The following is a 15,568-nucleotide window of genomic DNA, read 5'->3' as shown; positions in this document are numbered from 1 at the left end:
TGATTAGGCTATAAATTATAGTAACGAGTATAAATTACTATAATTGCCCGTCAAACCACCTCCCGTCGCCGATCCTCCCGCGGGCACTTCGCAAACCGCGCGCGGTAACTGCGGGTGAAATACGACGGTGACTCAAACCCACAGGCAATGCTCACTTCCAGCACGCTCATATCGCTCTGGCGCAACAGTTGCCGGGCCTTTTCCAGGCGTAGACCGAGGTAGAAGTTGCTCGGCGTATCATTCAAGTGCAGGCGAAACAGCCGCTCCAGCTGCCGCCGGGTCACCTTGATCGCCTCGGCCAGGGCCAGGGTGCTCAGCGGCGGCTCGGTGTGCTGCTCCATCTCGCCGATCACTTGCACCAGCTTCTTGTTGTTGATGCCGTAGCGCGTGGCGATCTGCATGCGCTGGTGGTCTTTGCGTGGACGGATACGGCCGAGCACGAACTGTTCGGAGACCTGAATCGCCAGCTCCGGGCCGTGGGCCTGCGCGATCAGGTCGAGCATCAGGTCGATGGAGGCCGTGCCACCGGCGCAGGTGATGCGGCGCCGGTCAATTTCGAACAATTCCTGGGTCACGCTCAAGTGTGGATACGATTCCTTGAAGGCGTCGATGGCTTCCCAGTGCAGGGTCAGGCGATGGCCGTCGAGCAGGCCAGCTTCAGCGAGCACGCAGGCACCGGTATCGATAGCGCCAAGGGTCACTCCATCGTGGTCGAGACGGCGCAGCCAGTGCTCCAGTGCAGGCGTGGCGAACTGCAACGGTTCAAAGCCGGCGACCACCAGCAACGTCGCGCCTTTTTTCAGCGGCTCCAGCGCAGCGTCGGCATTGACCGACATGCCATTGCTCGCCAGCACTGCGCCGCCATCGGCACTCAACACGTGCCAGCGGTACAGCTCGCCACGAAAACGGTTGGCCACCCGCAGGGGCTCCAGCGCGGAGATAAAGCCAATGGCCGAGAAACCTGGCATCAGCAAAAAGTAGAAATCCTGGGACATGGTGGCGCACTCGTCATACGGGCAGCGTGGCACTGTGATACTCCCGTTCATGGGCGGATTCAAGGGGGCAGGTCGCTGCAGTGCAAGAGCTGGTCGCCGCCGTGCGCTTTGCCGCCCCCTGGCTTGCGTAACTTGGGCTCACGGCGCACAAAGACGCCGGAACCCACAATAACGACCTGCCGAGGGAACCACCATGAACCGACTGATCAGCCGCTGCGTGCTTGCACTCAGCGCCAGCGCCATCTTGAGCACGAACGTAATGGCTGCCGACGCAGCGTCTTGCCAGAACGTGCGCATGGGCGTGGTGAACTGGACCGACGTAATCGCCACCAGTGCCATGACCCAAGTGCTGCTCGATGGCCTCGGCTACAAGACCAAACAAACCAGCGCCTCCCAGCAAATCATCTTCGCCGGTATCCGCGACCAGCGCCTGGACCTGTTCCTGGGGTACTGGAACCCGCTGATGACCCAGACCATCACGCCATTCATCGACGCCAAGCAAGTCAAGGTGCTCGACAAACCCAGCCTGGAAGATGCACGCGCCACCCTCGCCGTGCCGACTTACCTGGCGGACAAGGGCCTGAAAACCTTCGCCGACATCGCCAAGTTCGAGAAAGAGCTGGGCGGCAAGATCTATGGCATCGAGCCTGGGTCGGGGGCCAACACCCAGATCAAGGCCATGATTGCCAAGAACCAGTTCGGCCTGGGTAAATTCCAGTTGGTGGAATCCAGTGAGGCCGGCATGCTCGCCGCCGTTGACCGTGCGGTACGCCGCAAGGAAGCCGTGGTGTTCTTCGGCTGGGCGCCGCACCCGATGAACGTCAACGTCGCCATGACCTACCTCACCGGCAGCGACGACGCCCTCGGCCCGAACGAAGGCATGGCCACGGTGTGGAGCGTGACGTCGCCCACCTACGCCGAACAGTGCCCCAACGTTCATAAACTGCTGAGCAACCTCACCTTCACCGCCGCCGACGAGAGCCGGATGATGCAGCCGCTGCTGGATCACAAGGACCCCATCGAGTCCGCCAAACAGTGGCTCAAGGACCACCCGCAAGACCAGCAGCGCTGGCTGGCGGGCGTGACCACTTTCGACGGCAAACCGGCTGCCGCCAACCTGCAGCTGACCAGCAAATAACCTGACCCGAATCACCGTGACGCAGCCACACCCGGCTGCGCACGGCATCACTACGCCCGCCTGTAAGGAACTGCACCATGAACCACGACGTCATCATCACCTGCGCACTCACCGGTGCTGGCGACACGACCGCCAAAAGCCCACACGTGCCGGTCACGCCCAAACAAATCGCAGCGGCCGCCGTTGAAGCCGCCAAGGCCGGCGCCACCGTAGTGCACTGCCACGTCCGTGACCCGCACACCGGCAAGTTCAGCCGCGACGTCGCGCTGTACCGCGAAGTGATGGAGCGCATCCGTGAGGCCGACATCGACATCATCGTCAACCTCACCGCCGGCATGGGCGGCGACCTGGAAATCGGCGCCGGCGAAAACCCAATGGAGTTCGGCCCCAACACTGACCTGGTCGGCCCATTGACCCGCCTGGCCCATGTGGAGGAACTGCTGCCGGAGATCTGCACCCTGGATTGCGGCACCCTGAACTTCGGCGATGGCGACACTATTTACGTGTCCACCCCGGCGCAACTGCGCGCAGGCGCCAAACGCATCCAGGAACTGGGCGTAAAGGCCGAACTGGAAATCTTCGACACCGGCCACCTGTGGTTCGCCAAGCAGATGATCAAGGAAGGCCTGCTCGACAACCCGCTGTTTCAACTGTGCCTGGGCATCCCATGGGGCGCACCGGCCGACACCACCACCATGAAGGCCATGGTCGACAACCTGCCCGCCGACGCGGTGTGGGCCGGCTTCGGTATCGGCCGCATGCAAATGCCAATGGCGGCGCAAGCGGTGCTGCTGGGCGGCAATGTGCGGGTTGGCCTGGAAGACAACCTGTGGCTGGACAAAGGCGTGCTCGCCACCAATGGCCAACTGGTAGAACGCGCCGGTGAAATCCTCAGCCGCCTGGGTGCACGGGTCCTGACCCCGGCAGAAGGCCGCGTGAAGATGGGCCTGATCCAGCGCGGTTAACCCCCGGCCGTAACCGAATCAACAATGTGGGAGGGAGTAAGCCTCTCCCACAGGGATCAGCGAACTCTTCAGGAATGTGCCATGAGCTTTATCACTGAAATCAAAACTTTCGCCGCCCTGGGCAGCGGTGTCATCGGCAGCGGCTGGGTATCCCGCGCCCTCGCCCACGGCCTGGACGTGATCGCCTGGGACCCGGCGCCCGGCGCGGAAGCCGCCTTGCGCAAGCGTGTCGCCAACGCCTGGGGCGCCCTGGAAAAACAGGGCCTGGCACCGTGTGCATCCCAGGACCGCCTGCGCTTTGTTTCCACCATTGAAGAATGTGTGAAAGACGCCGACTTCATCCAGGAAAGCGCCCCGGAAAGGTTGGAGCTGAAGCTGGAGTTGCACAGCAAGATCAGCGCGGCGGCCAAGCCGAATGCATTGATCGGTTCGAGCACTTCCGGCCTGCTGCCCAGCGAGTTCTATGAAGGCTCGACCCACCCGGAACGCTGCGTGGTCGGCCACCCGTTCAACCCGGTTTACCTGCTGCCGCTGGTGGAAGTGGTAGGCGGCAAGCACACCGCGCCGGAGGCTATTCAAGCCGCGATCAACGTGTACGAATCCCTTGGCATGCGCCCGCTGCATGTACGCAAGGAAGTCCCCGGCTTTATCGCCGACCGCCTGCTTGAAGCGTTGTGGCGTGAGGCGCTGCACCTGGTGAATGACGGTGTGGCCACCACCGGCGAAATTGACGACGCGATTCGTTTTGGCGCGGGCTTGCGCTGGTCGTTCATGGGCACGTTCCTGACCTATACCCTGGCGGGCGGCGATGCCGGGATGCGGCACTTCATGGCGCAATTCGGACCGGCATTGCAGTTGCCCTGGACGTATCTGCCGGCGCCGGAGCTGACCGACAAATTGATCGACGACGTGGTCGACGGCACCAGCGACCAGTTGGGTAGACACAGCATTTCGGCGCTGGAGCGCTATCGTGATGACTGCCTGCTCGCCGTACTGGAAGCAGTGAAAACCACCAAGGCCAAGCACGGCATGACCTTCGCCGAATAACCTATGTGGGAGGGGTGCCCCTCCCTCACTTTTGTCCGAGCACAGACCCGGGATTTATGTCATGCCAGCACTGACGACCTACACCACCAGAATCCAGCCGGAGTGGGTGGACTACAACGGCCACCTGCGCGATGCGTTTTACCTGCTGATTTTCAGCTACGCCACCGATGCGCTGATGGACACCCTGGGCCTCGACAGTGAAAACCGCGAAGCCAGCGGCCATTCGCTGTTCACCCTGGAGCTGCACCTGAACTACCTGCACGAAGTAAAACTCGGCGCCGAGGTGCAGGTGCGTACGCAACTGATCGCCTTTGATGCCAAGCGCCTGCACCTCTATCACAGCCTGCATCTGGTCAACGATGAAAAGGAGCTGGCGGGCAATGAGCAGATGCTGCTGCACGTCGACCTTGCCGGCCCGCATTCAACACCGTTTACCGACGCCACGTTGGAAAGACTCGTCGCCATTACCGCAGAGCAGGCCGACCTGCCACGCCCTTCCCTGCTCGGCCGAGTGATTGGCCTGCCTCCAAAAAAATAGCCCGCCAAAATAATTCAGGAGCCACCATGCAAACCGCCGCTGTTGCCGATTTCCGCACTTACCCGAAAATCTGTGACCTCGCCGAGGCGCAGTTGCTGGACGATCAGATTCGCGTGCGCTGGGCCGATGGGCGGGTCAGCCCGTTTCATCATCAATGGCTGCGGGATAACTGCCCTTGTGCAGCGTGCGTGTACAGCGTGACCCGCGAGCAGGTGCTGGAAATCGTCGATGTGGATGAACATCTCAGCGCCATCGATGCCCGTATCGACCAGGGCTTTCTGAGCGTGGCGTGGAGCGGCGGCCATCGCAGCCAATACGATCCCGGCTGGTTGCGGGCGCATGCCTACGACGATGAGTCACGCGCCGAACGGCGTGCGGCAAAGCCTCAATCGCGGTTGTGGGACCATACCTTGAGCCTGCCGGTATTCGATTACGCGGCGGTGATGGAAGCCCCCGATGCATTGCTGCAATGGCTGTTGGCGTTACGCGACACCGGCCTGACGCAAATCCGCGGCGTGCCCACCGAGCCGGGTGCCCTGGCGCTGATCGCCCACCGTATTTCGTTTATCCGCGAGAGCAACTTCGGCGTGCTGTTCAACGTGCAATCCAAGGCCGATGCCGACAGCAACGCCTACACCGCTTTCAACCTGCCGCTGCACAGCGATTTGCCGACCCGGGAGTTGCAACCTGGGCTGCAATTTCTGCATTGCCTGATGAACGATGCGAACGGGGGCGAGAGTATTTTTGTCGATGGGTTTGCCATCGCCAACACACTGCGCACGGAAGACCCCGAGGCGTTTGACGCCCTGTGTGAAATCCCGGTGGAGTTTCGCAACAAGGACCGGCACAGCGACTATCGCCGCCTCGCACCGATTATCGCGCTGGATGCCTTGGGGGATGTGGCGGAGATTCGCATGGCCAACTTCTTGCGTGGACCGTTTGACGCGCCGGTCGAACAGATGCCGTTGTTGTATCGCGCGTATCGACGCTTTATCGCCATGACACGCGAGGCGCGCTTTCGCCTGGTCAGGCGCCTGAATCCGGGCGAATTGTGGTGCTTCGATAACCGCCGCACCTTGCATGCGCGCAATGCGTTTGATCCCGCCTCCGGGGCGCGGCATTTTCAAGGGTGCTACATCGACCGGGATGAGCTGCTCTCGCGGATTCTGGTGTTGCAGCGCTAGACCGCGGTGCGGCCATCGGGGGCAAGCCCTGATGCAGCAGTTAAAAAGACTGAAAAGTAACCTGTGGCGAGGGAGCTTGCTCCCGTTGGACTGCGCAGCAGTCCCATGCTTTGTAAACAAAGAGCGGGGCCGCTTCGCGCCCCAACGGGAGCAAGCTCCCTCGCCACACATACAGCGTTCACCCTTAACTGACTGGCGTTAGGACAAGCCCCCGGTACGGCCCTCCACAATCTCAGGCAAAAAAAAGCCCCGGTCCAGCCGTGACTGGATCGGGGCAGAGCGCTTGGTGTGAGCGTGACATCCCGAGGGTGACCAAACCTTCAAGGTGCGTGCCTGGTATCCAGTGTGCCTATTACTTGGATCGGTAAATGACCCGAAAACGACCTGCCCATAGCCATATGAGCCATTCGGGGATTCTGCCCTTGCCGACCGGTCGCCGGCCTACCAGAATTCCAATCGACCCCCGCTCCCTACACCAGGATGAACGTCATGATGCACGCGGATTTGATTGACCAGGATGACCTGCTGGGCCAACTGCGCTCGCTGGGTTTTGAAGTGTCCAGCGGCGCCACCGCTGAACAAGCCTGCGAGTGTGCAGTGCGCGGTTTGAGCCCGGCGCGGGCCAAGGCACTCAAGGGCATGGTGGAACAGATGTACACCGGCAGCGCGACGATTCTGCCGGCCGTTCGCCAGGCGATCGACAAGCAGTTGTTGCCGGCTCTGGTGCAGTTCAAACAGAACTCGGGCGCCTGATACACCGCACCGCTATCGGGGCACGTCGAACCGTCGCGCCGCCTCTTCCACATTTGAATCGTGAAATGTGGGAGAGGGCTTGCTTGCGATGAAAGCGCCTCGGCCTAGAGCCTTACACTGGCGAAAGTCGACTCGTTCCGCGCCTGGCTCAATGCCGACATAGGCCCCGACAACGGCGACAACACCAGCGCCTGCGGAATCGGCATCATCGCCACCTGTTGGGTGGTGTTGGAGCCCACACGCTCATCCCGTGGCGGAATGCCGAAATACTCGCGATAGCACTTGGAGAAGTGCGGCGTGGAGACGAACCCGCACACCGAGGCCACTTCGATGATCGACATCGGTGTCTGCTTGAGCAACTGCCGCGCACGGATCAGGCGCAGCTTGAGGTAGTAGCGCGACGGCGAGCAGTGCAGGTATTTCTGGAACAGGCGCTCCAGCTGGCGACGGGACACGGCGACATATACCGCCAGTTCATCCAGGTCGATCGGCTCCTCCAGGTTGGCCTCCATCAGCGCGACGATTTCCTGCAGCTTCGGCTGGTTGGTGCCGAGCATGTGCTTGAGCGGCACACGCTGGTGGTCCTGTTCGTTGCGGATGCGTTCATACACAAACATTTCGGAGATGGCGGCCGACAATTCACGGCCGTGGTCGCGGCTGATCAGGTGCAGCATCATATCCAGCGGTGCGGTACCGCCGGAGCTGGTGAAACGGTTACGGTCGAGGGTGAACAAGCGGGTGCTCATCGACACACGGGGAAAGGCTTCCTGCATCGACGCCAGGCATTCCCAATGCACGCTGCAATCGAAACCGTCGAGCAAACCGGCGCAAGCCAGTGCCCAACTGCCGGTGCACACCGCGCCAAGGCGGCGGGACTGGCGCGCCTGGCTCTGCAGCCACGACACGTGTTCACGGGTGACGGTACGTTGGATACCCACGCCACCGCACACAATTACAGTGTCCAGGGCCGGGGCTTTGTGCATGGCGGCATCGGGGGTGATTTGCAGACCGTCGCTGGCCCATACCTGGTTTCCGTCGACACTCAGGGTTGTCCAGCGATACAGCTCGCGGCCGGACAGCTGGTTGGCCATACGCAGGGGTTCCACTGCCGAAGCCAGGGAAATCAGCGTGAAATTGTCCAGCAGCAAAAAGCCGATGGATTGAGGCGCACGGTTCTGGGGTTGGGCCCCGGAGTTGAACGACGTCATCGCGGTATCTCCTCACACAAAGCGGGTGATGGCCTCAGGCGAGGCTCTTGTTATTGCACTCGTCCTGGGCAGGAGAGGCTTTGGATTTGATAGAGCAAATGCCATGCCTAAAGTTGAATGGCCGTCCAATAACTCCTAAAAACGACCTCATGACCTGTCTAAACAAGCCCATGCAGGAAGCGCGGATATGGCCGTAGGAGCGAGCCCGCTCAAGGCGTGTGAGCAGATAGGTAGCACTTGTGGGAAGGCGCTTTGAGAGCGTAGGGAAAGTCTGTCACCCAAAGCACAGGGAAGGGTCTGTTGGGCGAAAAATCGTTTGGGAGCTACTTATCTGTTTGCGACGCGCTAAAAGGTGGCGCTTTTGGATTAGGGTGTTCAATTTATGAGCAATGTCGATCCTTTGTGGCGAGGGAGCTTGCTCCCGCTGGCGTGCGAAGCGCTCCCAAGATTTTGGGCCGCTACGCAGCCCAACGGGAGCAAGCTCCCTCGCCACAAAGGCAGGTCAGCACTCAACCGCGCTGACCGCCAACCCACCCCGCGACGTCTCTTTGTACTTGTCATGCATATCCGCGCCGGTATCGCGCATGGTGCGGATCACCCGGTCCAGGGAGATAAAGTGCTGGCCGTCACCACGCAGGGCCATCTGCGCGGCGTTGATCGCCTTCACTGCCGCAATCGCATTGCGCTCGATGCACGGCACTTGCACCAACCCACCCACCGGGTCGCAGGTCAGGCCGAGGTTGTGCTCCAGGCCGATTTCAGCCGCGTTGCACAGCTGTTCCGGCGTGGCGCCAAGGATCTCGGCCAAACCGGCAGCCGCCATGGCACAGGCCGAACCGACCTCGCCCTGGCAACCAACTTCAGCACCGGAGATCGACGCGTTCTTTTTACACAAAATCCCCACCGCCGCCGCGCCGAGCAAATAGTCGACCACGTTGGCTTCGGTGACCTCTTCGCTGAACTTCATAAAGTAGTGCAGCACCGCCGGGATGATGCCCGCCGCGCCGTTGGTGGGTGCGGTGACCATGCGCCCACCGGCGGCGTTTTCTTCATTGACCGCCAGGGCGAACAGGTTGACCCATTCCATGGCGCTCAAGGTCGAGCCGATCACATTGGGTTTGTTCAACTCCTGCAAACTGCGGTGCAGCTTGGCGGCGCGGCGACGCACGTTGAGGCCCCCGGGCAAGATGCCTTCGTGCTTGAGGCCCTGCTCCACGCAGTCTTGCATGGCACTCCAAAGCTTCATCAGGCCGCTGCGGATCTCCTCTTCCGAGCGCCAGACCTTTTCATTGGCCATCATCAACTCGGCCACGCGCAGGTTGTGGGTCTTGCACAACTGCAACAGCTCTACCGCGCTGGAAAAATCATAGGGCAGTTCGGTGCGATCCATATCGGCCACACCGCTTTGCGCCTGGGCTTCGTCCACCACAAAACCGCCACCGACGGAATAGTAGGTGTCGCGGTACAACTCGCCGTCATCGCCGAACACGACCAACGTCATGGCGTTGGGATGGAACGGCAGGTTTTCGTCCAGCAGGCGCATGTCGCGGGCCCAGATGAAAGGCACCGGCAGGCGTCCGTCGAGCAACAGGGTGTCGGTTTCGCGCAGGGTATGGATGCGCAAACCGATTTGCGACGGGTCGATTGCGTCGGGCCATTCGCCCATCAACCCCATGATCGTGGCGGTGTCGCTGCCGTGACCGATGCCGGTGGCCGACAACGAACCGTAGAGTTGAACCTCGACGCGCCGCACATGCTCCAGCAAGTCACGCTCACGTAATGCTTGAACAAACAACGCCGCGGCGCGCATGGGGCCGACGGTATGAGAACTCGAAGGCCCGATGCCGATCTTGAACAGGTCGAAAACGCTGATAGCCATTGCCGTGGAACCTCCAGATGAGCACAGGCCGGGCGACCAGGAGCTGCTACGCTCAAGTCGCCTGAATGGCGGCATCATCAAGCTTTTTTTGCCGCCCACGGCGTCTCACACCGACGTACCCATGCTCACCAGCGCCGCCCCCGGGCAACGGGCCGTTTTGGCCGTTTTTTGCGGTGCAGATCGCTGGAAACCCTGGATTTGAGGCTTAAAAAATCTGTAAGCGACGTCACCGACACTGGATACGACCCTCCCTGTACTGGATACGACGCGCCCTGTAGGCGTCAGATTTTCACTGGTACATGATCAGTCTCGACTCGTTTGCAAGGCCCCGTGGCGCCGCCTCAAAGCACGCTCCAACCGCAACCCTTATAAAGCGCGGCGAATGCCGTCAGAAAAAACACAGGAGTCTAGCCCCATGAAAGCTTCACCCTCGTTGTTGTTGGCCGCCATGCTGAGTCTGCCAGTCCTGGCGCACGCGGCAGAACCGGCACAATGTCAGACCGTCAACTTCTCCGATGTCGGCTGGACCGACATCACCGTCACTACCGCGACCACCAGCGAAATCCTCAAGGGCCTGGGCTACAAGCCGCGCACCACGATGATTTCGGTGCCGGTGACCTACAAGTCCCTGGCCGACGGCAAAAACATGGATATCTTCCTCGGCAACTGGATGCCGACCATGGAAAACGACATCAAGCAGTACCGTGATGCCGGCACCGTGGAAACCGTGCGCGCCAACCTGGAAAACGCCAAATACACCCTGGCGGTGCCCGAAGAGCTGTACAACAAGGGCCTGAAAGACTTCGCCGATATCGCCAAATTCAAGGATGAGCTGGGTGGCAAGATCTACGGCATCGAACCGGGCAACGACGGCAACCGCACCATCCAGACCGTGATCGACAAGAACCAGTTTGGTTTGAAGGACGCGGGCTTCAAGGTCGTGGAATCCAGCGAAGCCGGAATGCTCTCCCAGGTCGAACGCGCCACCAAGCGCGGCCAGGCCATCGTGTTCCTCGGCTGGGAACCGCATCCGATGAACACCCGCTTCAAGATCAAGTACCTGACCGGGGGTGATGACTCATTCGGCCCCAACTACGGTCAGGCGACCATCTATACCAACACCCGCAAGGGCTACACCCAGGAATGCAGCAACGTCGGTCAGTTGCTGAAAAACCTGTCGTTCACCCTGAACATGGAAAGCTCGCTGATGGGCAACGTCCTGGACGACAAAATGAAGCCCGACGCTGCCGCCAAGGCCTGGCTGCAGAAGAACCCGCAAGTGCTCGAAACCTGGCTTGCCGGTGTGACCACTGTGGATGGCAAACCAGGTCTGGAGGCCGTGAAAGCTTATCTCGCCAAGTAGTAATCGCTGACCCCGGGCCGGTGCGCTGGCCCGGGATGTTTTCCCTTTCGCATGTGGACATTCACTACCATGCTGACTGAACAGAAAATCCCACTAGGCCAGTACATCGCTGCCTTCGTCGAATGGTTGACCAAACATGGCGCCAACTATTTCGACGCAATCGCATCGACACTGGAAACGATGATCCACGGCGTGACGTTTGCGCTGACCTGGTTCAATCCGCTGGCATTGATCGGTCTGATTGCGCTACTCGCTCACTTTATTCAACGCAAATGGGGCCTGACCGTTTTTGTCATCGCCTCCTTCCTGCTGATCCTGAACCTGGGGTACTGGCAGGAAACCATGGAAACCCTCGCGCAGGTGCTGTTCGCCACGCTGGTCTGCGTGGTCATCGGTGTGCCGCTGGGCATTGTTGCCGCGCACAAACCGCTGTTCTACACCATGATGCGGCCGGTACTCGATCTGATGCAGACCGTTCCGACCTTCGTCTACCTCATCCCGACCCTGACCCTCTTCGGGCTGGGTGTGGTGCCCGGCTTGATCTCCACGGTGGTGTTCGCGATTGCCGCGCCTATCCGCCTGACCTATCTGGGTATCCGCGACGTACCCCAAGAGTTGATGGACGCGGGCAAGGCCTTTGGCTGCTCGCGCCGCCAGTTGCTGTCGCGCATTGAACTGCCCCACGCCATGCCGAGCATTGCCGCCGGCATTACCCAATGCATCATGCTGTCGTTGTCGATGGTGGTGATCGCGGCCCTGGTAGGCGCCGACGGTCTCGGTAAACCGGTGGTCAACGCGCTGAATACCGCCGACATTGCCCTGGGCTTTGAAGCGGGCCTGGCGATCGTATTGCTGGCCATCATGCTCGACCGTATCTGCAAACAACCCGACGCTAAAGTAGGGGGTGATGCATGAGCATTATCCGATTCGACAAGGTCGACGTGATCTTCTCCAAAGACCCACGCGAAGCGCTCAAGCTGCTGGATCAGGGCATGAGCCGTAACGAGATCCTGAAAAAGACCGGGCAGATTGTCGGCGTTGAAAAAGCCAGCCTGGACATCGAGAAAGGCGAGATCTGCGTGCTGATGGGCCTGTCAGGCTCCGGCAAGTCGAGCTTGCTGCGCTGCATCAACGGCCTCAATACCGTGAGCCGTGGCCAGCTGTTTGTGGAGCATGAAGGACGCCAGATCGATATCGCGTCCTGCACACCTGCGGAGCTGAAAATGATGCGCACCAAGCGCATCGCCATGGTGTTCCAGAAATTCGCACTGATGCCCTGGCTGACCGTGCGCGAGAACATCAGCTTCGGCCTCGAGATGCAGGGCCGCCCGGAGAAAGACCGACGCAAGCTGGTCGACGACAAGCTGGAACTGGTGGGCCTGAGCCAATGGCGCAACAAGAAGCCCGACGAGCTGTCCGGTGGCATGCAGCAACGCGTCGGCCTGGCCCGCGCGCTGGCGATGGACGCCGATATCCTGCTGATGGACGAACCGTTCTCCGCTCTTGACCCGTTGATTCGCCAGGGTCTGCAAGATGAGCTGCTGGAACTGCAACGCAAGCTGAGCAAGACCATCGTGTTCGTCAGCCACGACCTGGATGAGGCGCTCAAACTGGGCAGCCGTATCGCGATCATGAAAGACGGCAAGATCATCCAGTACAGCGTGCCGGAAGAGATTGTGCTGAATCCGGCGGATGACTACGTGCGCACCTTCGTGGCTCATACCAACCCGCTGAACGTGCTGTGCGGCCGCAGCCTGATGCGCACCCTGGACAACTGCAAGCGCATCAACGGTTCAGTGTGCCTGGACCCGAGCGGCGACTCCTGGCTGGACCTGGCCGAAGGCAACACCATCAAGGGTGCACGCCAGAATGGCGCGGTGCTGAACCTGCAGAACTGGGCACCGGGGCAAGCGGTAGAAGGGTTGGGCCGGGTGCCGACGCTGGTGGATTCGAACATCGGCATGCGCGATGCGCTGCAGATTCGTTACCAGACCGGGAACAAGCTGGTGTTGCACGACAACAACCAAGTGGTGGGGATTCTGGGCGACAGTGAGCTCTACCATGCCCTGCTGGGCAAAAACCTGGGCTGACAGGCACTGCAAAACAACGGTGGGAGGGGGCTTGCCCCCGATAGCGATGTATCAGTAACAGATGTACTGACTGACACACCACTATCGGGGGCAACCCCCCTCCCACATTTAGTTCCAGTGGTGTCAGTGAGGACACCACAAGGCTCAACTATCAGCTATAGACACGGCCAAGGAGCTGCCGATGGCTTTCAAACTGGTCGAGCACATCCCGGGTGATCTGTTCCTGGGTAAAGCCCATCAGGTCGTACTCCTGAGGCCCGTTGTGCAGGTAGACCTCGGCCCGGTAGTAACGGGTGCGCTCTTCCTCGGGCAGGTCGCTCGGTGCCGACGAGTAAGCGTCCAGGCTCACTTCATAGACAAACGGATTGCCCTCCGGCATCTCGATGCGCACACCGATGCAGCGCTTGGACTTACCCAGCAAGGTCTGCACTTCCAGCCCCTGATCACGCAATGCCGTCGCCGCTTCTTCCAGCGCCGGCGTAACGTGCTTGTCCATGAAGCGTTGCACGGTGCCCTGGCTCGGCTGCAGGTCCAGTGCCGTCAAACGCTCGCTGAAACCACGACGGCCACGCTCGGCCAGTTGCGCCTGCTCCTGTTCGATGGCCACATCCTGACGCATGGCCTTGTGCAAACCGAACATGAAGAAAATCAGCACCACCGAGAACGGCAGCCCGGCCAGCACCACCATGGTCTGCATGGCTTCGAAGTTACCGGCAAACAGCAGGCCGATGGTCACCAGGGTGATCACCGCCGACCAGAAGATACGCAGCCAATGCGGCGCGTCTTCGTCCACGTTGCCGCCTTTGCAGGAAAGGTTGGCCATCATCACCGCGCCGGAATCCGCCGGGGTCAGGAACAGCACAAAGCCCACAAAGATCGACACACCGATGACGACTTTCGACGCCGGGTAATGCTCGAGCAGCTGGTAGATCGCCATGGACGGTTGTTCCAACGCCGTCTTGCCCAACTCCACCGCACCGTGGTTGAGCACCAGGTCCAGGGCCGAGTTACCGAAGATCGACAACCACGCCAGGGTGAAGCCCAGCGGAATCAGCAGCACGCCGGCCACCAGTTCACGCACCGTGCGACCACGGGAAATACGTGCGATGAACATGCCCACGAATGGCGCCCAGGAAATCCACCACGCCCAATAGAACAGTGTCCACAGGCCCATCCAGCGCTCGGTCTTGTTGGCATCGCCCTCGTACACATACAGATCGAAGGTTTTCAGCACCAGGCCGTTCATGTAGTCGCCGATGTTCTGCACGAAGCCGTTGAGCAGCTGCAGGGTCGGGCCGAACAACAGCACGAAGATCAGCAGGCCGCTGAACAGCACGATGTTGAGGTTGGACAGCCGGCGAATGCCGTTTTCCACACCCGACACTGCGGCAATGGTCGCCACCGTGCTCATCACGATGATCACGATCAAAAGATTGGTGTTGCTGTGCGCCATGCCGAACAGGTTTTCCAACCCGGACGACACCTGCATCGCACCAATCCCCAGGTTCGTCACCAGGCCCAGCAGCGTCACGAACATGCCGAAACCGTCCACCGCGTGGCCGGCCGCACCTTTTACCCAACGCTCTCCCACCAGCGGGTACAGCGCCGAACGCAAGGCCAGCGGCTGGTTATGACGGTACGCAAAGTACGCCACGGCCAAGCCGACCAGCGCGTAGATCGCCCAGCCATGCAGGCCCCAGTGCAGGAAGGTCAGTTGCAGTGCCTGGCGAGCCGCACTGTTGCTGGCGGCAGCGCCTTCAGGCGGGTTGAAGTAGTGGTCCAACGGTTCCGAGGCGCCGAAGTACAACAGCGAGATGCCGATGCCCGACGAGAACAACATGCCGGCCCAGGCGCCGTAGCTGAAGTCCGGGGTGTCGTCCTTGCTGCCCAGTTTCAACTTGCCGTAGGACGAAAACGCCAGCCCCACCACAAACACCAGGTAGGCGGCGATGACCACCATGTAGTACCAGCCGAAGCTTTTGGAAAGCCACGCCTGTGCGACACCGAGCATGCGCCCGGCCTCCTGCGGGGCGATGATCAGAATGGCGGTCAGCAATAGAATCAGCGCGGTGGAGGTGTAAAACACCCAACCGTTGACCCGCACCTTTTCCGGTGGGGTCTTTATAAGAGAGGCAGAACTCATGGCGCAGATGCTCCGGGCAGTGCGAAAGAGAAACACAAGGCAACGGTTATCCCGGGACATCGATTTTTCGGCAGTCGACGGACGGGTGTTATAAAGACACCCCGAAAATTCTTGTACCCCACCGAAGCGGTGGCCAGGCCCTGATACGGCCTGTTTCAAGGGTTTTTGCAGGTGTCAGATGTTGCGGCTCGCAGGTAGGAAATACCTGTAGGCAGCGACCATTTGTCGCAGATCTTATTCTTTGTTGATTGAACGTTCAATCAAA

The 15,568-nt window shown here is 60.5% G+C and carries 13 protein-coding genes; 9 read left to right on the top strand and 4 right to left on the bottom strand.

Going from position 1 to position 15,568, the window contains the following annotated elements:
- Positions 1-50: 50 nt before the first annotated feature.
- Complete coding sequence (locus tag EXW71_RS15410; protein WP_167659689.1) at positions 51-995, bottom strand: GlxA family transcriptional regulator; 945 nt, start codon at positions 993-995, stop codon at positions 51-53.
- A gap of 193 nt (positions 996-1,188) precedes the next feature.
- Between EXW71_RS15410 and EXW71_RS15405 the strand changes: the two genes are divergently transcribed.
- The 6 genes from EXW71_RS15405 to EXW71_RS15380 all read left to right on the top strand — a co-directional run bounded on the left by EXW71_RS15405 (position 1,189) and on the right by EXW71_RS15380 (position 6,620).
- Positions 1,189-2,133 (top strand): choline ABC transporter substrate-binding protein, encoded by a 945-nt coding sequence (locus EXW71_RS15405; RefSeq protein WP_123717245.1) that lies wholly within the window; start codon positions 1,189-1,191, stop codon positions 2,131-2,133.
- Between the two features lie 77 nt (positions 2,134-2,210).
- Positions 2,211-3,098, top strand: a complete 888-nt coding sequence (locus EXW71_RS15400; RefSeq protein ID WP_134659082.1) for a 3-keto-5-aminohexanoate cleavage protein — start codon at positions 2,211-2,213, stop codon at positions 3,096-3,098.
- 81 nt (positions 3,099-3,179) lie between these two features.
- Entirely contained in the window at positions 3,180-4,145 is a 966-nt protein-coding gene (locus EXW71_RS15395) for an L-carnitine dehydrogenase (RefSeq protein WP_134659084.1), read from the top strand.
- A gap of 61 nt (positions 4,146-4,206) precedes the next feature.
- Positions 4,207-4,683, top strand: coding sequence for a thioesterase family protein (locus EXW71_RS15390; RefSeq protein WP_134659086.1), 477 nt, complete (start codon positions 4,207-4,209; stop codon positions 4,681-4,683).
- A 26-nt stretch (positions 4,684-4,709) separates the two neighbouring features.
- Entirely contained in the window at positions 4,710-5,867 is a 1,158-nt protein-coding gene (locus tag EXW71_RS15385; RefSeq protein ID WP_134659088.1) for a gamma-butyrobetaine dioxygenase, read from the top strand.
- 489 nt (positions 5,868-6,356) lie between these two features.
- Entirely contained in the window at positions 6,357-6,620 is a 264-nt protein-coding gene (locus tag EXW71_RS15380) for a hypothetical protein (RefSeq protein ID WP_028618238.1), read from the top strand.
- A 104-nt stretch (positions 6,621-6,724) separates the two neighbouring features.
- On the opposite strand, the gene EXW71_RS15375 is transcribed toward EXW71_RS15380, so the two are convergent.
- Both EXW71_RS15375 and EXW71_RS15370 read right to left on the bottom strand, forming a co-directional pair.
- Entirely contained in the window at positions 6,725-7,828 is a 1,104-nt protein-coding gene (locus EXW71_RS15375; protein ID WP_060753382.1) for a GlxA family transcriptional regulator, read from the bottom strand.
- Between the two features lie 502 nt (positions 7,829-8,330).
- Positions 8,331-9,707 carry an L-serine ammonia-lyase gene (locus EXW71_RS15370; protein WP_134659090.1) on the bottom strand — a complete coding sequence of 459 codons (1,377 nt, stop codon included), beginning with the start codon at positions 9,705-9,707 and terminating at the stop codon, positions 8,331-8,333.
- A gap of 415 nt (positions 9,708-10,122) precedes the next feature.
- Between EXW71_RS15370 and EXW71_RS15365 the strand changes: the two genes are divergently transcribed.
- The 3 genes from EXW71_RS15365 (at position 10,123) to choV (ending at position 13,160) form a co-directional block, all read left to right on the top strand.
- The gene (locus EXW71_RS15365) at positions 10,123-11,070 is read left to right on the top strand and encodes a choline ABC transporter substrate-binding protein (protein WP_123717240.1); all 948 of its coding nucleotides are present in this window, start codon (positions 10,123-10,125) and stop codon (positions 11,068-11,070) included.
- A gap of 69 nt (positions 11,071-11,139) precedes the next feature.
- Positions 11,140-11,985: a choline ABC transporter permease subunit gene (gene choW, locus EXW71_RS15360; RefSeq protein ID WP_017139374.1), complete on the top strand. Its 846-nt coding sequence runs from the start codon at positions 11,140-11,142 to the stop codon at positions 11,983-11,985.
- Positions 11,982-13,160 (top strand): choline ABC transporter ATP-binding protein, encoded by a 1,179-nt coding sequence (choV, locus tag EXW71_RS15355; protein ID WP_123717239.1) that lies wholly within the window; start codon positions 11,982-11,984, stop codon positions 13,158-13,160. The genes choW and choV overlap by 4 nt, the downstream gene beginning before the upstream one ends.
- Positions 13,161-13,311: 151 nt before the next feature.
- Here the strand turns inward: choV and EXW71_RS15350 are convergent, their stop codons facing one another.
- A complete protein-coding gene (locus EXW71_RS15350) occupies positions 13,312-15,246 on the bottom strand; it encodes a BCCT family transporter (protein WP_256657130.1) in 1,935 nt (644 codons plus the stop codon).
- Between the last annotated feature and the right edge of the window lie 322 nt (positions 15,247-15,568).

The organism is Pseudomonas sp. BCA17, from assembly GCF_004519405.1.
Lineage (GTDB): Bacteria > Pseudomonadota > Gammaproteobacteria > Pseudomonadales > Pseudomonadaceae > Aquipseudomonas.
This window is presented reverse-complemented; position numbering and strand designations above follow the sequence as displayed.